The organism is Shewanella sp. MBTL60-112-B2 (assembly GCF_019655055.1).
Classification (GTDB): domain Bacteria; phylum Pseudomonadota; class Gammaproteobacteria; order Enterobacterales; family Shewanellaceae; genus Shewanella.
Genome location: NZ_BPFA01000023.1, coordinates 40,062 through 56,467, shown reverse-complemented (window position 1 = coordinate 56,467; position 16,406 = coordinate 40,062). Strand labels below are relative to the sequence as shown.

The following is a 16,406-nucleotide window of genomic DNA, read 5'->3' as shown; positions in this document are numbered from 1 at the left end:
TGTATTAAATGTATTTTGAGAAAATACAGCGGCAGATTGATGATTATTTGCAATAAAAGATGAGATTCAATAATGATAGTGAGTTTGTTGATGTTTTTATCAACGACTGTTACACATACAGGTATTATCTGTGGAGGATATAGGGTAGTTTGCTCACACAAACCAAGTCGTAGCCAGAGTGACTGGCGGGTTTTGAATTAGAGAAGTTGTCCTCAGATGCAAATTGGCAAGAAAGTTGTCTTAGTGATATTTGGGATCTGTATCCCCCTCCTAGCTTTAGCTTGCTTAGCTGGAGTGACCTGGCTACACAGCGAAGTTGACGCTATACGTAGTTATGTCATCGAGAAAGAACTAGAGAGCATTCAGTCTCAAGTAGACCGTGATATCGAACGTTTTCAGTTGCAGCTTGATAATTTTTCAATAAATTATCAAATAGGTAATCCCACAGACCTATTGCCAGAGGATGCATTATTTAGCAGTACTCATATGCTGCAAATTAAGGGGGGGAAACTTGAACCTCTCGATATGCAGCAGCCTATGGATTCACAGTTGCCAATGACGTTGCTTGCGAGCGAGCAGGCAAAGGCAGGGGTATATTTCGACAAGGTTCCAGCTTTAGCTTATCTCATCAGCATTCAAGCTAAGTCTGCCGATTCTGAGCGGCTAGTGAGTATGAGTCGGCTCACAGATGATTACCTAGCGACATTAGGCTTTGTCGATTTTGCTACCCGAATAACAATTGCAGCCGGAAGCGCTAAGCCTGGGCTGGTTTTAACTGCCAATACTGTTACTGCTCAATTAGCTCTTCCTGCACTTGTTAATCAAGAACCGGTGCACCTTTCTATTGCCTTCTCGAATCAATTCTTCTCGCGCATGGCGTGGCAATACAGCTTACTAACGCTAGGCGGGCTGGGGCTAGTGATTGCATTACAGTTAGTGGTATTTATCTGGCTAAGAAATGCAGTGTTTAGGCCTTTGAATAGACTCTCTGAGCAAGTAGGCGGCATAGGTCTTGACTTAAAAGGCCGTGCTTACATTAACGGAGCGGGTATTCACGGGACTGGCAAAAATGAGTTTGGCCAGGTCACTAAGAGTATTAATCACCTACTCGAGAACCTCTATCGACAAGAGAGTCAATCTCAAGTCACCTTGGAGTCTATTGCAGAGGCGGTGATCTTGACTGATAATAATGCTGAGGTTAGCTATATCAACCCTTATGCCGAGCGCCTATTGAAGCAGAGTACCGCAGAAGCACTAGGTAAGAGGATCCATGAATTATTACCAGATAACCAAAGCTTAAGCGAGAAGGTTACCGCCTTTCTGCAAAGCGTACCGCTTAATGTAGAGCCCATACTTTTACGCCTTAATTGTGACACTCCAAAGTTAATGAGTGGCACCTTGACACATTTATCTAATCACTCTGGGGAAATCATTGGTGCCGTGCTGGTATTAAAAGACACGACTCAAGAAGCCTTGTTAAAGCGTAAGCTTCAGCGTCAAACTTATTTAGATCCCGTAACGGGTCTACTCAATAGAGCCACTTTTGAAGAGCGCTTTATTGAGTATGCTCAATCATCCCAATCCCTAGCCGTCGTCTACCTAGATCTGGAGCAGTTTAAGCTCATCAATGACTCCAGTGGCCATACCGTAGGTGATAAGATGCTTAATAAGGTGGCCAAATCGATTGAGTCTTGCTTATCGGATAATATGCTATTGGGACGCATAGGGGGCGATGAGTTTGGTTTGATCATTAAAGATAGTTCAGCCCTAGCAGTTGCTAAGTTAATTAAGAAGATCATTGCCGGCGTAGGTCGCCAAACGGTAACGCATAATGATACTTGCTATCGTGTAGGTGTGAGCGTTGGAGTGGCATTGTCACGCTTTAATAAAGACACCGATCTGCTTGGACTGCTCAAAGATGCCGATATCGCCTGTCTTGCAGCCAAGAGCAAGGGCAGTAATCAGGTGTACTTTTATGATGGTCGTGATATCGATTTAAGTTATCAGCGTAATGCGCCTAAATGGGCGGTTAGAATCGTGCAGGCGATTGAGCACAACGAGCTTATTCTCTACTACCAAAAGATAAAGTGTCTTTCTTCGCATAGCCATAGGCAGCGCCTTGAGGTGCTACTAAGGATCCAAGAACCAGGAGGGCGAGTTCTGCCTCCGGCACAATTTATTGCAGCGGCAGAGCGCTTTAAACTTATCGTCGACGTGGATAAAGAGGTCATTAGAAAGACCTTCCTATGGTTGTCTTTAAATGAGGCGCTGTGGGATGACCATTGCCTATCAATTAATTTATCGGGTAATAGCCTTGGCGCCGAGGGCATGGTCGACTTTATTTTGAGTCAACAAAAGCGTTTTAGCGTGCCAAGTAGCTGTATCTGTTTTGAGATCACTGAAACCAGTGCCATTCAAAATCGCAGCCGAGCGATGAAGATGCTATTAGACTTGCGCAAGCGTGGCTTTGCCTTTGCTCTGGATGACTTTGGTAGCGGATTTGCCTCCTATGGCTACCTTAAAGAGATGCCTGTCGATTACGTTAAGATTGACGGTTGTTTCGTGAAAAATTTAGCCAGTAACGCTAAAGATTATGCCATCGTTAAGTCGGTTAACGATGTTTGCCGTGTGATGGGGATTGAGACGGTGGCAGAGTTTGTCGAAAACCAAGAGATTATCGACAAACTCGAGGTGATTGGCGTGAACTATGCTCAGGGCTACGGTATTGGCAGGCCGCAGCCTTTAGACGCCTATCAGAAGCTTTCGACTCCTGAGAAACTGATGGCTTAACATTGATAGCTCTTAGAGGGAGCTATTTGCGATCTCGATTGTTATGTGTGAGGTTTAGGGGCTAAACATATTAACGATTTTGATGGTTAGGCTATAAATGCAAATCTTTAAAGATAAAGTCATTATCATTACTGGTGCATCGGAAGGCATAGGGCGAGCGTTAGCACTGGCACTTGCTCCATATGGATGCAAGTTAGTGATCAGCGCTCGTAATCTCGAGCGGCTGAACTCCTTGGCCAAGGAGTTGGCTGAATTAGGCCATCCTCCTTTAGTTCATGTGGCTGACGTATCGGACCAAGTTGAATGTACTGGCCTAATCCAAGCTTGTATCGAAGCGTTTGGTAAGTTAGATATCTTAATCAATAATGCCGGTATGACCATGTGGTCACGCTTTGATGAGCTTGAAGACTTAAGCGTTTTATCACAGATCATGCAAGTGAACTATCTCGGCCCCGCCTATCTTACCCACGCCGCAATTCCTTACCTTAAACAGACCCAAGGTCAAATCGTCGCTGTTGCCTCGTTAACAGGTATGACTGGTGTACCAACACGTTCGGGTTATGCTGCTTCTAAGCACGCTGTAATTGGCTTTTTTGATTCATTGCGGATTGAACTAAGCGATGACAATGTGGCTGTGACAGTAATTTGCCCTGACTTTGTAGTGACCCAGACCCATAAGCGCGCGCTTGATGAACAAGGTAAGCCCTTGGGGGCAACGCCAATGCAGGAAAGTAAGATCATGACGGCAGAGGCTTGTGCGCAAATGATGTTACCCGTGATTGCCAAACGACAACGTTTATTAATCACTTCTTTTCGAGGTCGAATAGGCCGCTTCTTTAAAATTATCGCCCCAGGCTTAATTGATAAAATTGCACGTAGGGCGATTGCGTCAGGCCGTTAATTCAATTTCGATTAACAGCTTAGACTGAAGCTACTTATTGAGATGTTTTACAATAGTTTCAGCGGCTTCAGCTTTGGTTGCTTTGTCTGCCGTTGGTTCAATATGTGCCGTTGCGTTATGACCCGTCATATCTTCTGCAATATGCAACCAATCTGGATGCCAGTAAAAAGATGAGCCTGATAGTGTGTCCCAGTTATGCACACCAGATGTCTCGCCTTGATAGATAAGATCGCTTACTGAATATTTCATTGTCTAACCCCAGCTTGTTAAGTTTAATTCTTGGCAATTTATCGATCCACTCTGTTTAATATTTATCTTTTAATTTGCGTGGATCTATTGCTGCAGGGTTCAGCATGCACTTTCAAGTCACGCTTTTGTGCTACATAGATCACAAAAAACATGATTGCTTGATATTGGTTTACAAGCTGAAGGCACAAATCAGAGGTTATAAATGAAAAATCGCAGTCACAACCTCTGCGGCTTTCACGGGCACATATTACACGGTAAGTGATGTCATTACGGCTAAGTGATAACCCTTGTTATACCAATATTTTTTTAATGGATTAGCCTATAAGTTAATATAGTAGGCATAAAAAAGCCCTGAATTAACAGGGCTTCTAGATTAACTAGCTAATAAAGAGTCATTTAGCCTTCGCCGTTTTCACGAGCAATCGCGCGGTACGCAATATCAGTTCTAAAGTAGACATCATCCCAATGGATAGCATCAACTAAGTTGTAAGCTGCTTGCTGTGCTTCGGTTACTGTATTACCAAGGGCAGTAGCGCATAGTACGCGGCCGCCATTAGTTACTACGTGACCGTCTTGCATGCTAGTACCTGCATGGAATACTTTCGCGTTGTTATCACCAAGAGTTAGACCGTCAATCACATCGTGCTTGCGATATGCATCTGGGTAACCACCTGCAGCTAGCACTACGCCTACAGCTGCGCGCGAGTCAAACTCAGCAGTCACTTGGTCTAGTTCACCACGAGTTGATGCTAGGCAAAGCTCTACTAGATCTGACTTAAGGCGCATCATAATAGGTTGAGTCTCTGGGTCACCAAAGCGGCAGTTGTACTCAAGTACTTTTGCGCTGCCATCGGGCGAAATCATCAAGCCTGCGTATAAGAAACCAGTGTAAACATTGCCTTCTGCAGCCATGCCATCAACGGTTGGACGAATAACATGTTCAATAGTCCAGTCGTGAACCGCTTGGGTCACTACAGGAGCCGGAGAATACGCACCCATGCCGCCAGTATTTGGACCATGATCGCCGTTATCACGGGCTTTATGATCTTGGCTGGTGGCCATAGCAAGAATGTTCTTACCGTCTACCATTACGATAAAGCTGGCTTCTTCGCCTTTTAGGAACTCTTCGATAACTACGCGAGAGCCTGCTTCACCAAACTTGTTGCCAGCTAGCATATCTTCGATAGCTGCATCGGCTTCATTTTGGTCTGCTGCAATAATCACGCCTTTACCTGCGGCTAAGCCGTCGGCTTTAATCACGATAGGGAAACCTGTCAACCCAGTCACTTGTTTAACATAGGCTTTAGCAGGCTTTATCTCAGTAAAGTTTGAGTAAGCTGCTGTAGGAATATCGTGACGGGCTAAAAAGTCTTTAGTGAAGGCTTTAGATGATTCTAACTGCGCCGCACCTTTAGTAGGGCCAAAGATAGGTAGGCCGGCTTCATTGAACGCATCAACTAGACCAAGTGCTAATGGTACTTCAGGACCAACAATAGTAATTGCGACTTTTTGCTCTTCGGCAAATGCCACTAACGCTGAGATCTCTTCAACATTAATTGCCACATTCTCAAGCTTTGGCTCTAGTGCTGTACCAGCGTTACCAGGGGCTACGAAGACAGTTTCAACTTGCGCCGATTGCGCCGCTTTCCAAGCTAATGCATGTTCGCGACCGCCGCCACCTATAATCAATACTTTCATATCTTTACCTTTTATAGCTGCGCCATTCTTCCTATCTCTGCATCAAGCATGCTCACGTATTGGCATACGCTGCGCGTGCTTTCTTTGACCTAGAAAGAGTGGCTTGCTCTAAACGTTAAATATTAATTTTGTTAATGCGCGAATAAAGCCCTTTATTCGCGCAAACCAATTAATGACGGAAGTGACGCATACCGGTAAATACCATTGCCATGCCGTGCTCGTCAGCCGCCGCGATGATCTCTTCATCGCGGATTGAGCCGCCTGGCTGGATGATACAGCTGATGCCAGCTTCTGCTGCAGCGTCGATACCATCACGGAATGGGAAGAATGCATCTGATGCCATTACTGAGTCTTGTACTTCTAGACCTTCGTCAGCAGCTTTAATGCCCGCAACTTTTGCACTGTAAACGCGGCTCATTTGGCCTGCGCCCACACCGATAGTCATGCTGTTCTTGGCGTAAACAATCGCGTTTGATTTAACAAACTTAGCCACTTTCCAGCAGAACATTAAGTCTTTCATCTCGCTTGCAGTAGGCTGACGCTTAGAAACAACTTTAACATCGTCTAGGCCTACCATGCCTTGATCGCGATCTTGCAGTAATAGACCACCGTTAACGCGCTTGTAATCTAAGCTGGTGGTTTTGCTTGCCCACTCACCGCACTCAAGTAAACGTACGTTAGCTTTAGCTGCAACAATATCGCGCGCTGCTTGGCTCACTTTAGGGGCAATGATCACTTCAACAAACTGACGCTCAACAATTGCGCTTGCAGTTTCAGCATCTAACTCGCCGTTAAAGGCGATGATGCCGCCAAAAGCTGACGTTGGGTCAGTTTGGAATGCACGGTTATAAGCTTCAAGCAGGTTTTCACCAATCGCTACACCACATGGGTTAGCGTGCTTAACAATCACACAAGCTGGCTCGTCGAATTCTTTTACGCACTCAAGTGCAGAATCAGTATCGGCGATGTTGTTGTATGACAGTGCCTTACCTTGCAGCTGCATGGCTGTAGCTACAGAGGCTTCATCCAGATTAGTATCAACATAGAATGCGGCTGTTTGATGGCTGTTTTCGCCATAGCGCAAGTCTTGCTTCTTCACTAGTTGAGTGTTGTAAGTGCGTGGGAACTTAGAGTCTGCATGGCACTCATCTTTGCTGTGCGCAGGAACTTTAGTACCGAAGTAGTTAGCAATCATGCCATCGTACGCAGCTGTGTGCTCAAACGCGGCAATCGCTAAATCAAAGCGAGTTTCAAGGGTGGTGCTACCTTCGTTTGCTTGCATCTCGGCAATCACGCGGCCGTAGTCGTTAGCGTTAACGATGATAGTGGTGTCTTTGTGGTTTTTAGCGGTAGAGCGCACCATAGTTGGGCCGCCGATATCGATGTTCTCGATAGCGTCTGCAAGGGTGCAACCTTCTTGAGCGACAGTTGCAGCGAATGGGTACAAGTTAACCGCTACCAAGTCGATAGGCTTGATATTGTTTTGTTCCATTACGATTTCGTCGATACCGCGACGCGCTAAAATGCCGCCATGCACTTTAGGGTGCAGGGTTTTAACGCGACCATCCATGATCTCTGGGTGGCCAGTATAGTCTGACACTTCAATGACAGGCACACCATTATCAGCCAGAAGGCGTGCGGTGCCACCAGTAGAAAGTAGTTCAACACCTTGAGCATGCAACGCTTGTGCAAACTCTAGGATTCCGGTTTTATCTGAAACGCTTAACAGCGCGCGACGAATAGGTCTGGCATTATTCATTGTAGGTACAGGGTCCAGTAGTTATTTTTAAGGATCTTTCGGAAAACAGAACAGTCTCACGCCTTATAGGCCTACACTGCTTTCCAAAAGTCCCTCAATACTCTCCCGTCACGGCGCGCATATTTTAACGTAAATTTACACTCGGCGGTGTTTTTTTCTGCGCGATTTCACAATACGTTCAGCAGAACAAGCTTTCTTGTTTATTTAAGCGCAGAATAACTATTGACCTTGGATACAACTCCAAGGTTTATACTCTAGCCGTTACAGTGACAAAAACCTGTTTGTTGGTTGATTTTATCACTGGTGAATGCTTGAGCTTGAAGCTGGATTGCAAACAGAATTTTAAATTGATTTGGAGCTAGGCATGTATCGAATTGGTGAGCTTGCACAGCAGTGTGAAGTTAAGACTGACACCTTAAGGTTTTATGAAAAGCATGGGTTGTTAGCACCATCTTCACGTACCGATTCTGGTTACCGTATTTATACGGAAGCTGACGCCGAGCGGTTGCGCTTTATTTTACGTGCAAAAGCAGTGGGGTTCACGCTTGCTGAGATCACTGAACTTTTGTCGATTGAATTAGATAAATCCAATTGGGCCTGCGCCGATGTAAAAGGCATGGTCGATGATAAGCTAGCAAATGTCGAAGCTAAAATCGCTGAGCTAAACCATTTTCAATTGTCTTTGCAGCGTTTGTCGCAAGCCTGCTGTGGCGGCCCTGAAAGTGCCGAGCATTGCTCGATTCTCGAAGCGCTAGAGTCAAATACAGATAGCATTCGCTGTGAAAATAATAAGCATAGCCATGGTGAGCATAAGTTCACTAAAACCTGCGCTGATAAATAGAAAGCAAAATCGAATACTTAAATTGAAAGCTTAAGAATACACGTGAGAAGTCGTTATGTTATTAGAAAACTTTATTGAGCTGTTTCTAGAGTCTGCCCCCTGGCTTTTGCTCGGCCTAGTGTTAGCCGGTATGTTGAAAATGTTTGTGCCTATGGCTTGGATGCAAAAGCAGCTTGGCGGCCACGGTTTTAAAACTGTGGTAAAAGCAGCGGTACTGGGCGCACCGCTACCTTTGTGTTCTTGCGGCGTCATACCTGCCGCGGTGGGTTTACGTCGTAGCGGTGCATCGAAAGCCGCAACTACTTCATTTTTAGTCTCGACTCCAGAAACTGGTGTTGACTCGGTAACCGTGTCTTATGTGCTGCTAGGCCCATTTATGGCAATTGTTAGACCGATAGCTGCGGTGATTAGCGCGATTGTGGCGGGTCTATTAGTTGGCCGTGACGACGATGACGGTAAACCAATTGTTAGCGAGCAAGCTAAATCTGGTTTAGGCACTCAAACCGAGCCAGCTGCATCTTGCTGTAGTAGCAAGAAGCCAGCACCAAAGGTTGAGCCTGTTGCTTCTTGTTGTAGCAGTAAAAAAACCGAGTCAAAAGTTGAGGCGGTTACATCTTGTTGCAGTAGCAAAAAAGCGGTTGAGCCTAAAGCAGAAAAATCTTCGTGCTGCTCTACTAAAGCGCCTGTTGCTGAAGTTGTAACGGCAGAAAAGTCATCATGCTGCAGCAGTAAAAAATCCGATACAGACACTCACGCCCATAGTCACGAAGCAGAAAGCTGCTGTGAGTCAACTAAAGATGTGGCCACTGAATTAAAAGGCACCTCTATTATTAGTCGTATCGGTAAAGGCTTGCATTATGCGGCAACCGATCTGGTTCGTGACACGACTATTTGGTTGCTAATCGGTTTGTTCTTCGCCGCGTTAGTGCAAACCTATGTGCCAGCCGACTTTATGGCTAAGTGGGGCGATGGTATTTTGGCAATGTTAGTCATGGTGCTTATCTCTATCCCTATGTATATTTGCGCCACGGCATCAACGCCAATTGCGGCAGGTTTGCTATTAGCGGGTGTATCACCAGGTGCGGTATTAGTATTTATGTTGGCAGGCCCTGCAACCAACATAGCGACCTTAGGTGTGGTCACTAAAGAGCTAGGTAAGCGTGCCTTATATGGCTATTTAGGTGGCGTACTAGGTGTGGCGTTAGTGTCGGGCATCTTGGTTAACTATCTCGTTGATACCTTCGGTTTTGTGGTTATGCCGCAAATTGGTGAGCAGCATGAGCTATTACCTGCGGGCATCGTTTACACTTCAGGTGTGGTGCTTGCAATATTAATGGCTAAAGTTTTCTTAGATAAGCTGCCTAAAAACTGGTGGCGTAGAGACTGCTGCTCTTAAGCACTAACCTGGCATAGCTGATAAAGGTACTCATCTGAGTGCCTTTTTTATTTTTGGCGTGTAATACTCTATAACTAATATGAAGTTAGTTTGGGTTTAGCGGGATTAGATTAGCCTAGTTATATATGTAGCGTTAGGTCGTTACTTTTCTTTGGCTAAACCTCATCTAGGAGTCGTTAATTGACTTGCGATTAACCACTATTGCTGCAGATTAATAATAAGTACAAAAGGACCTGTTATGAAAAAAATCCTCGCTTTAATGTGTTTCGCGCTGGCCATTGCGGGTTGCTCTGAACCCTCTAATTTGGATGCTAATGGTAATTACGTAAAAGGTGTACATTATCGTGAATTAGCTAATCCCATTCCCGCAAGCAGTAACGATATCACGGTAACTGAGTTCTTTGGGTATGGTTGCCCACACTGTGAGTTGTTTGAAAAGCCGCTGCATAAGTGGGAAGAGACCTTAAGTGATAGTGTTGTTTTAGTGCAGTCCCCGGCTGTGTGGAATGAAGCAATGAAATTGCATGCTAAGGTGTTTTTTATTACTCAGCAGCTAGAGAATAGTAAACAAATTCATGGAGCGCTTTTTAATGAGATCATTGGCTTGCGTGAAGTCAGCAGTCTAAGTGAGCAACAAGCAAAACTGGCAGCTTTTTTATCGGACTACGGCCTAAGCGAGCAAGAGTTTAACGCCTTGCTCAACTCTGCAGATATTGTGTCTAAGCTTAAGCAAGCCATGTTGCTTATGTCGTCGGCAGAGATCCAAGGCACGCCAACTCTATTAGTTAATGGTCGCTATATTATTCTCAATGAGTCAGCCAGTTCGGTAGAGCAGGTAATGGATATCGCAAGCTATTTGGTTGAGTTAGAAAAGACTAGATTATCGAATCCATAGGGCTCTCCAATTAGCGATTTTTCTTTATATGAGGACGGTTAATGTCTGATATGCAAGCGGTAGTGATATTTGATGGTGCTTGTAACTTATGTGATGGCGCAGTGAGTGTTATTACAAGGCATAATCAACATAACAAATTTGAGCTAGTGGCGTTGCAATCGTTACAAGGACAAAGCTTATTAAGGCAATATCAGTTAACCGATATTGCCTTGGATAGCGTGATCCTGATTAAGTCGGGTCGCTATTATTTACGCAGCGATGCAGTGATAGAAATTGCCAAGTCATTGAGCTCACCTGCTAGCGGGTTACGATACTTGGCTTACTTGCCTAAAGCGCTGCGTAACAGTGGTTATAACCTGGTTGCAAAATATCGTTATCGTTTGTTTGGCCAAAAGGCCCTATGCCGCCTACCTGAACACAAAGTCCAGCATCAAACTGGCACTGACGCTCGTTCCAGCGAAAATTCCAATTCCAGCTCTAATTCGAAGAGCAAACCAAAATCTCACGGCTAAATAACGTACCCATTTCAAATACCAATACTGTTTGCTCACTTTATTGAGTTGTAATTAAGGGGACGATTAGGCTTATTTGATGCAAATCTCATCGATATCTTTGTTTGATGCTAGGACATATTGGTCGCAAATGGCTTAGTGGTCTATTTTGGTACAACGGCAAATCATTCTATTTTTAGGCTGTGAAGAGCTTTGCAAGATGATTGTTCAGCGTTCTGATGTGCCATATTGTCTAAAGCCCTGTGCTCTAACATCGCTAAAGTCATAGCGTTAAGCAGCGGTTAAATGTTCTTATGGGCTGTAAACGCATGGCTGGCTTGCTATCAAGCTCCTTGTAACTTGCCATTCTCACTTTCTCCTACGATACATTTAACATCTTACCTCTATTGTTTTTGCGACATAATGTCCTTTCTATGTTGGTCATAAAGTCCTTTCGGCGTCATTGCGGCTACCTTGGTGTTTTAATCTTCACTTTTGCTATTTTTGTTGTTTTTGTTCTTATATTTGTACTATTTCTCATGTTTTATTGGTTTTTTATTCTGTTGTGGTTTTAGTGTGATTTGGATCGTGTGTTATAAATTGTTCGTTTAGCTGACTTTAGGGATAATCGTTTCGCGTTAATTAGTCTTTGTTTAGGTCGTTTGCTGTAGGTCATCTTGGTTGCAATAAACATGATGAGCTCCTTTTAATGATCACAATGTGAGATTCGATTATCGAAAACCAAAACTACGGCGCCGAGATGAGAAAGTCGGTTCTAAGTAGAAAATACTAATTGTGTGAGGGTGATATGGACAGACGACAGTTTTTTAAACTGTGTGCCTGCGGAGCGACCACATCGGCAATATCAGCGTTGGGATTAATGCCCGGCACTGCGATGGCTGCGCCTCGTGAGTATAAGTTGTTGAAAGCAAAAGAAACCCGCAATAACTGCTGTTATTGCTCAGTGGGTTGTGGCTTGTTGATGTACAGCCATGGCAGCAACGGTAAAAACGCTGAGAAAGCGATTTTCCACATTGAAGGCGACGCTGACCATCCGGTTAACCGCGGCGCATTGTGTCCTAAAGGTGCCGGTTTAGTGGACTATGTAAATAGCCCTAACCGTAACCATTTCCCTGAAGTACGTGAGCCAGGCACTAACGAGTGGAAGCGTATTAGCTGGAACGACGCATTTAGTCGTATCGCACGTTTGATGAAAGACGACCGCGATGAAAACTTTATTGAAAAAAATAGTGATGGCACCACAGTAAACCGTTGGTTGAGTACCGGCATGATGACTTCATCTGCACAGCCAAACGAAGGTGGTTTTATCACTCACAAGTTTGCTCGTTCTCTTGGCCTAGTGGCCATCGACACTATTGCGCGTAACTGACACTCCCCAACGGTAGCAAGTCTTGCTCCAACATTTGGGCGCGGTGCCATGACCAACCACTGGATCGATATTAAGAACTCTAATGTCGTGGTGATCATGGGCGGTAATGCCGCTGAAGCACATCCTGTCGGTTTCGGTTGGGTAACGGAAGCTATGGAACACAATAACGCCAAGTTGGTAGTTGTGGATCCACGCTTTAACCGCAGTGCAGCGTTAGCTGACTGCTATGCACCACTTCGTAGTGGTACTGATATCGCATTCCTTCTAGGTCTAAGTCGATACCTCATTGAGACTAAACAAGTTAACTACGAGTATGTCAAAGCGTACACCAACGCTAGCTACATTATTCGTGAAGATTTCGAGTTCAATGAAGGCCTATTTAGTGGTTTTGATGACAAGAGTCGCACTTACGACAAGGATTCTTGGTACTACGAATTAGATGAAGATGGTTATGCCAAAGTCGATGAAACTTATGAGCACCCACGTTGTGTGTGGAACTTATTAAAGCATCACGTTGACCGTTACGACTTTGAAACCGTAAGCAATATTACCGGTACGCCAGTTGAAGATTATGAAAAAGTTTGTGCGCTAATAGGTAGCACACACGTTCATGATAAAGCGGCGACTTTCATGTATGCATTGGGCTGGACCCACCACACTAAAGGCGCACAGAACATCCGTTCTATGGCATTAGTGCAGTTGCTACTGGGTAATATCGGCGTATTGGGTGGTGGTGTTAACGCACTACGTGGTCACTCAAACGTACAGGGCGCAACCGACATGGGTCTGCTATGTCAGAACCTGCCGGGTTACTTAAAGCTACCAAATGATAACGATACAGATTTAAGCACATATTTAGACAACTATACGCCTAAGGCATTACGCCCGGGCCAAACTAACTATTGGTCAAATTACCCTAAGTTCTTTATCTCACAGATGAAGAGTTTCTGGGGTGAGAGCGCAACAGCGGCTAATAGCTTTGGTTATGACTGGTTACCTAAGTGGGACTTACAGTACGACTTCACCAAGCACATCGACATGATGTACAAGGGCCAAGTTAACGGTTATTTCGTGCAAGGGGTTAACGCGATTAACTCTATGCCAAACCGTAACAAGACCTTAGCGGCATTATGCAAGCTGAAGTACCTAGTGGTGATGGATCCGTTAGCGACAGAAACCTCAGTATTCTGGCAAAAAGCCGGTGAGTTTAACGACGTACAACCAAGCGAAATTCAAACAGAAGTGTTCCGTCTACCGACAACACTATTTGCTGAAGAAGAAGGCTGTATCGTTAACTCTGGTCGCTGGATGCAGTGGCACTGGAAAGGTGCGAATCCGCCTGGTGAATCTAAGCCAGATGCAGAGATCCTATCGGGCATTTTGATGAAGCTGCGTGAGCTTTATAAAGCTGAAGGTGGTGTATTGCCTGAGCCGATTGAAGCGGTTAACTGGGCTGGCTACCACAATCCATACTTCCCACATGGTGAAGAAGTGGCAAAAGAGCTTAACGGTATCGATCTTAAAACCGGCAAACAGCTTGATAGCTTTAGCCAGTTAAAAGATGACGGTAGTACGTCATGTGGTTGCTGGATCTACTCTGGTAGCTGGACCGAAGACGGCAACATGATGGCGCGTCGTGATAACTCTGATACGTCAGGTAAAGGTATCACTCCAGGTTGGGCATTCTCGTGGCCACAAAACCGCCGCGTACTATACAACCGCGCATCGTGTGACGTTAACGGCAAGCCTTGGGATCCAAAACGTGTAATCGTTGAGTGGAACCACGGTAAGTGGCACGGCATCGATGTGGGTGACTTCAATATGACGTTACCACCAAAAGAGTCGGCGCATCCGTTCATTATGCAGCCTGAAGGTGTGGGCCGTTTCTTCTCGCTAAAACTACTGGCAGAAGGTCCGTTCCCTGAGCATTACGAGCCGATGGAGTCACCAATTGGAACTAACCCATTACACCCTAATGTGATTAGTAACCCTGCGGTACGTTTGTTAGAGGGCGTGGAAGAGACATTGGGTTCACATACTGAATTCCCATATGTGTGTACCACTTACTCGCTAACCGAGCACTTTAACTTCTGGACGATTCATTGTCGTTTAGCAGCGATTTCTATGCCGGAAACTTTCGTTGAATTAGACGAAATTCTTGCGGCGAAGAAAGGCATTGCTAATGGCGATTGGGTCAAGGTGAGTTCTAAGCGCGGTAGCTTGTTAACTAAGGCATTAGTCACTAAGCGTCTGCAGCCACTGAAAGTTCACGGCCAGATGGTACACACAGTGGGCTTACCACGTCATGGTGGCCATAACGGTCTTACACGTAGAAGTTATAGCTGTAACGTACTGACCACGGAAGTGGGCGATGCGAATACCCAGGTACCTGAATTTAAGGCGTTCCTAGTGGATATCGCTAAGGCTGAGGGAGTTTAATCATGTCTGCTCAAGATATCATTTTAAGCTCTGGCACATCAGAGCTCACTCCTGCAGCGCAGGTACGACGTAAGTTAAGTAAGGTGGCTAAGTTATTCGATGCCACTAAGTGTAATGGCTGTAAAGCATGTCAGGTGTCGTGTTCTGAATGGAACGACCTGCGTGCACCAGTGGGTAGCTTCCAAGGTTCTTACCAGAACCCAATGGACCTGTCTTCTGAGTGTTGGACGCTGATGAAGTACCAAGAAGTTGAGCGAGATAACAAGCTAAATTGGCGTTTCGCCCATAGCGCATGTATGCACTGTGATGATCCAGCCTGTTTAACCGCTTGTTCGACTAAAGGTGCCATTGTGCAGCGTGCAAACGGTGTGGTGGATTTTGACTCTGATAAGTGTACTGGTTGTGGCTACTGCGTGTCGGCTTGTCCGTTCGATGTACCAAGACTCGACCCTATCGATCAAAAAGCTTACAAGTGCACCATGTGTTCAGACCGTATTCAAGTGGGCCAAGAGCCAGCTTGTGTGAAGTCTTGTATCACAGGCGCACTGAAGTACGGCACCCGTGAAGACATGCTGTTTATTGCCGACTTACGGATTAAAGAACTGCATAAGCGTGGCTATGTTAATGCAGGTCTATACAACCCTGAAGGTGTGGGTGGTACAGGCATGATCATGATTTTGCATGACATTAATAAGCCGCAAGACTATGGCTTACCAGCGGATCCGAAAACGAGTGTGCCAGTTAAGTTATGGCAAGACGTGGTTAAACCATTGGGTGCGGCGGGCATCATGGCAACAGTTGCTGTTGCGTGTTTGCACCGTATCACAGTGGGTCGCAACCTTGTTGAAGAGGACGAGCCAGCACAGTTCGACCACACTCACTCAGATAAGTCAGATAAGGAGTAACGCTCATGCATAAGCAGAATATGATTTTGCGCCATAAGTTGTTCGACCGCATCTGTCACTGGTTTGTGGTCGCAGCAGGTTTGGTGACATTCCTCACCGGCTTTGCTTTCTTCTTCCCATCATTTCAATGGTTGGGATCGATTGCAGGTACGCCACAGATGGCGCGCTTTGTTCACCCAATTGCCGGCTTGATGATGTGTCTGCCGTTAATGGTGATGCTAGTTCGCTATTACCACCATAACAAGTGGGAAAAGAATGACCTGACATGGATGTTAGCTATCAAGGATGTGATGTTCGAAAACGAGGACAAGATCCCCGCTATCGGCCATTACAACCCAGGTCAAAAAGTGCTGTTCCGTACCTTCGTGGTGACCTCAATCGCATTGACGATTACCGGCATCATGATGTGGCAGCCTTACTTTGCCCCTTACTTTGAAGCAATTGCTATTCAGTGGGCCATTTTGATCCACGCAATCTGCGCCGTGATCATGTTGATCTTCGTGATTGTGCACTTTTGGATGGCAACGTGGGTAGAAGGATCGGTTGCTGGCATGTTGTACGGCTATGTGTCGCGGGCTTGGTGCAAGAAGCATCACCCTAACATGCTAAACGATCCTGAATTAAAGACTAATAAGCAGGAAAAACACTAATT

The 16,406-nt window shown here is 45.4% G+C and carries 12 protein-coding genes; 9 read left to right on the top strand and 3 right to left on the bottom strand.

The window, feature by feature from the left end; all coding sequences use genetic code 11:
* Positions 1-216: 216 nt before the first annotated feature.
* Positions 217-2,790 (top strand): bifunctional diguanylate cyclase/phosphodiesterase, encoded by a 2,574-nt coding sequence (locus K5Q73_RS14525; protein ID WP_220763553.1) that lies wholly within the window; start codon positions 217-219, stop codon positions 2,788-2,790.
* Positions 2,791-2,887: 97 nt separating this feature from the next.
* Complete coding sequence (locus K5Q73_RS14520) at positions 2,888-3,691, top strand: SDR family oxidoreductase (RefSeq protein ID WP_220763530.1); 804 nt, start codon at positions 2,888-2,890, stop codon at positions 3,689-3,691.
* Positions 3,692-3,721: 30 nt separating this feature from the next.
* Here K5Q73_RS14520 and K5Q73_RS14515 read toward each other — a convergent pair whose 3' ends face one another.
* The 3 genes from K5Q73_RS14515 to purH form a co-directional block, all read right to left on the bottom strand.
* Complete coding sequence (locus K5Q73_RS14515) at positions 3,722-3,940, bottom strand: hypothetical protein (protein ID WP_220763528.1); 219 nt, start codon at positions 3,938-3,940, stop codon at positions 3,722-3,724.
* A gap of 396 nt (positions 3,941-4,336) precedes the next feature.
* The gene (gene purD, locus K5Q73_RS14510; RefSeq protein WP_220763526.1) at positions 4,337-5,638 is read right to left on the bottom strand and encodes a phosphoribosylamine--glycine ligase; all 1,302 of its coding nucleotides are present in this window, start codon (positions 5,636-5,638) and stop codon (positions 4,337-4,339) included.
* A gap of 169 nt (positions 5,639-5,807) precedes the next feature.
* Positions 5,808-7,397, bottom strand: a complete 1,590-nt coding sequence (purH, locus tag K5Q73_RS14505) for a bifunctional phosphoribosylaminoimidazolecarboxamide formyltransferase/IMP cyclohydrolase (protein WP_220763524.1) — start codon at positions 7,395-7,397, stop codon at positions 5,808-5,810.
* 364 nt (positions 7,398-7,761) lie between these two features.
* On the opposite strand from purH, the gene zntR reads away from it, so the two are divergent.
* The 7 genes from zntR (at position 7,762) to K5Q73_RS14470 (ending at position 16,404) form a co-directional block, all read left to right on the top strand.
* The gene (zntR, locus tag K5Q73_RS14500; protein ID WP_220763522.1) at positions 7,762-8,238 is read left to right on the top strand and encodes a Zn(2+)-responsive transcriptional regulator; all 477 of its coding nucleotides are present in this window, start codon (positions 7,762-7,764) and stop codon (positions 8,236-8,238) included.
* 55 nt (positions 8,239-8,293) lie between these two features.
* Positions 8,294-9,634: a permease gene (locus K5Q73_RS14495; RefSeq protein ID WP_220763520.1), complete on the top strand. Its 1,341-nt coding sequence runs from the start codon at positions 8,294-8,296 to the stop codon at positions 9,632-9,634.
* Between the two features lie 238 nt (positions 9,635-9,872).
* Positions 9,873-10,529 (top strand): thiol:disulfide interchange protein DsbA/DsbL, encoded by a 657-nt coding sequence (locus K5Q73_RS14490; protein WP_220763512.1) that lies wholly within the window; start codon positions 9,873-9,875, stop codon positions 10,527-10,529.
* A gap of 41 nt (positions 10,530-10,570) precedes the next feature.
* A complete protein-coding gene (locus tag K5Q73_RS14485) occupies positions 10,571-11,041 on the top strand; it encodes a thiol-disulfide oxidoreductase DCC family protein (protein WP_220763510.1) in 471 nt (156 codons plus the stop codon).
* A 787-nt stretch (positions 11,042-11,828) separates the two neighbouring features.
* The gene (gene fdnG, locus K5Q73_RS14480) at positions 11,829-14,849 is read left to right on the top strand and encodes a formate dehydrogenase-N subunit alpha (RefSeq protein WP_220763508.1); all 3,021 of its coding nucleotides are present in this window, start codon (positions 11,829-11,831) and stop codon (positions 14,847-14,849) included.
* 2 nt (positions 14,850-14,851) lie between these two features.
* Positions 14,852-15,754, top strand: a complete 903-nt coding sequence (fdxH, locus tag K5Q73_RS14475) for a formate dehydrogenase subunit beta (protein ID WP_220763506.1) — start codon at positions 14,852-14,854, stop codon at positions 15,752-15,754.
* A 5-nt stretch (positions 15,755-15,759) separates the two neighbouring features.
* Entirely contained in the window at positions 15,760-16,404 is a 645-nt protein-coding gene (locus K5Q73_RS14470) for a formate dehydrogenase subunit gamma (protein WP_220763504.1), read from the top strand.
* Positions 16,405-16,406 lie beyond the last annotated feature (2 nt).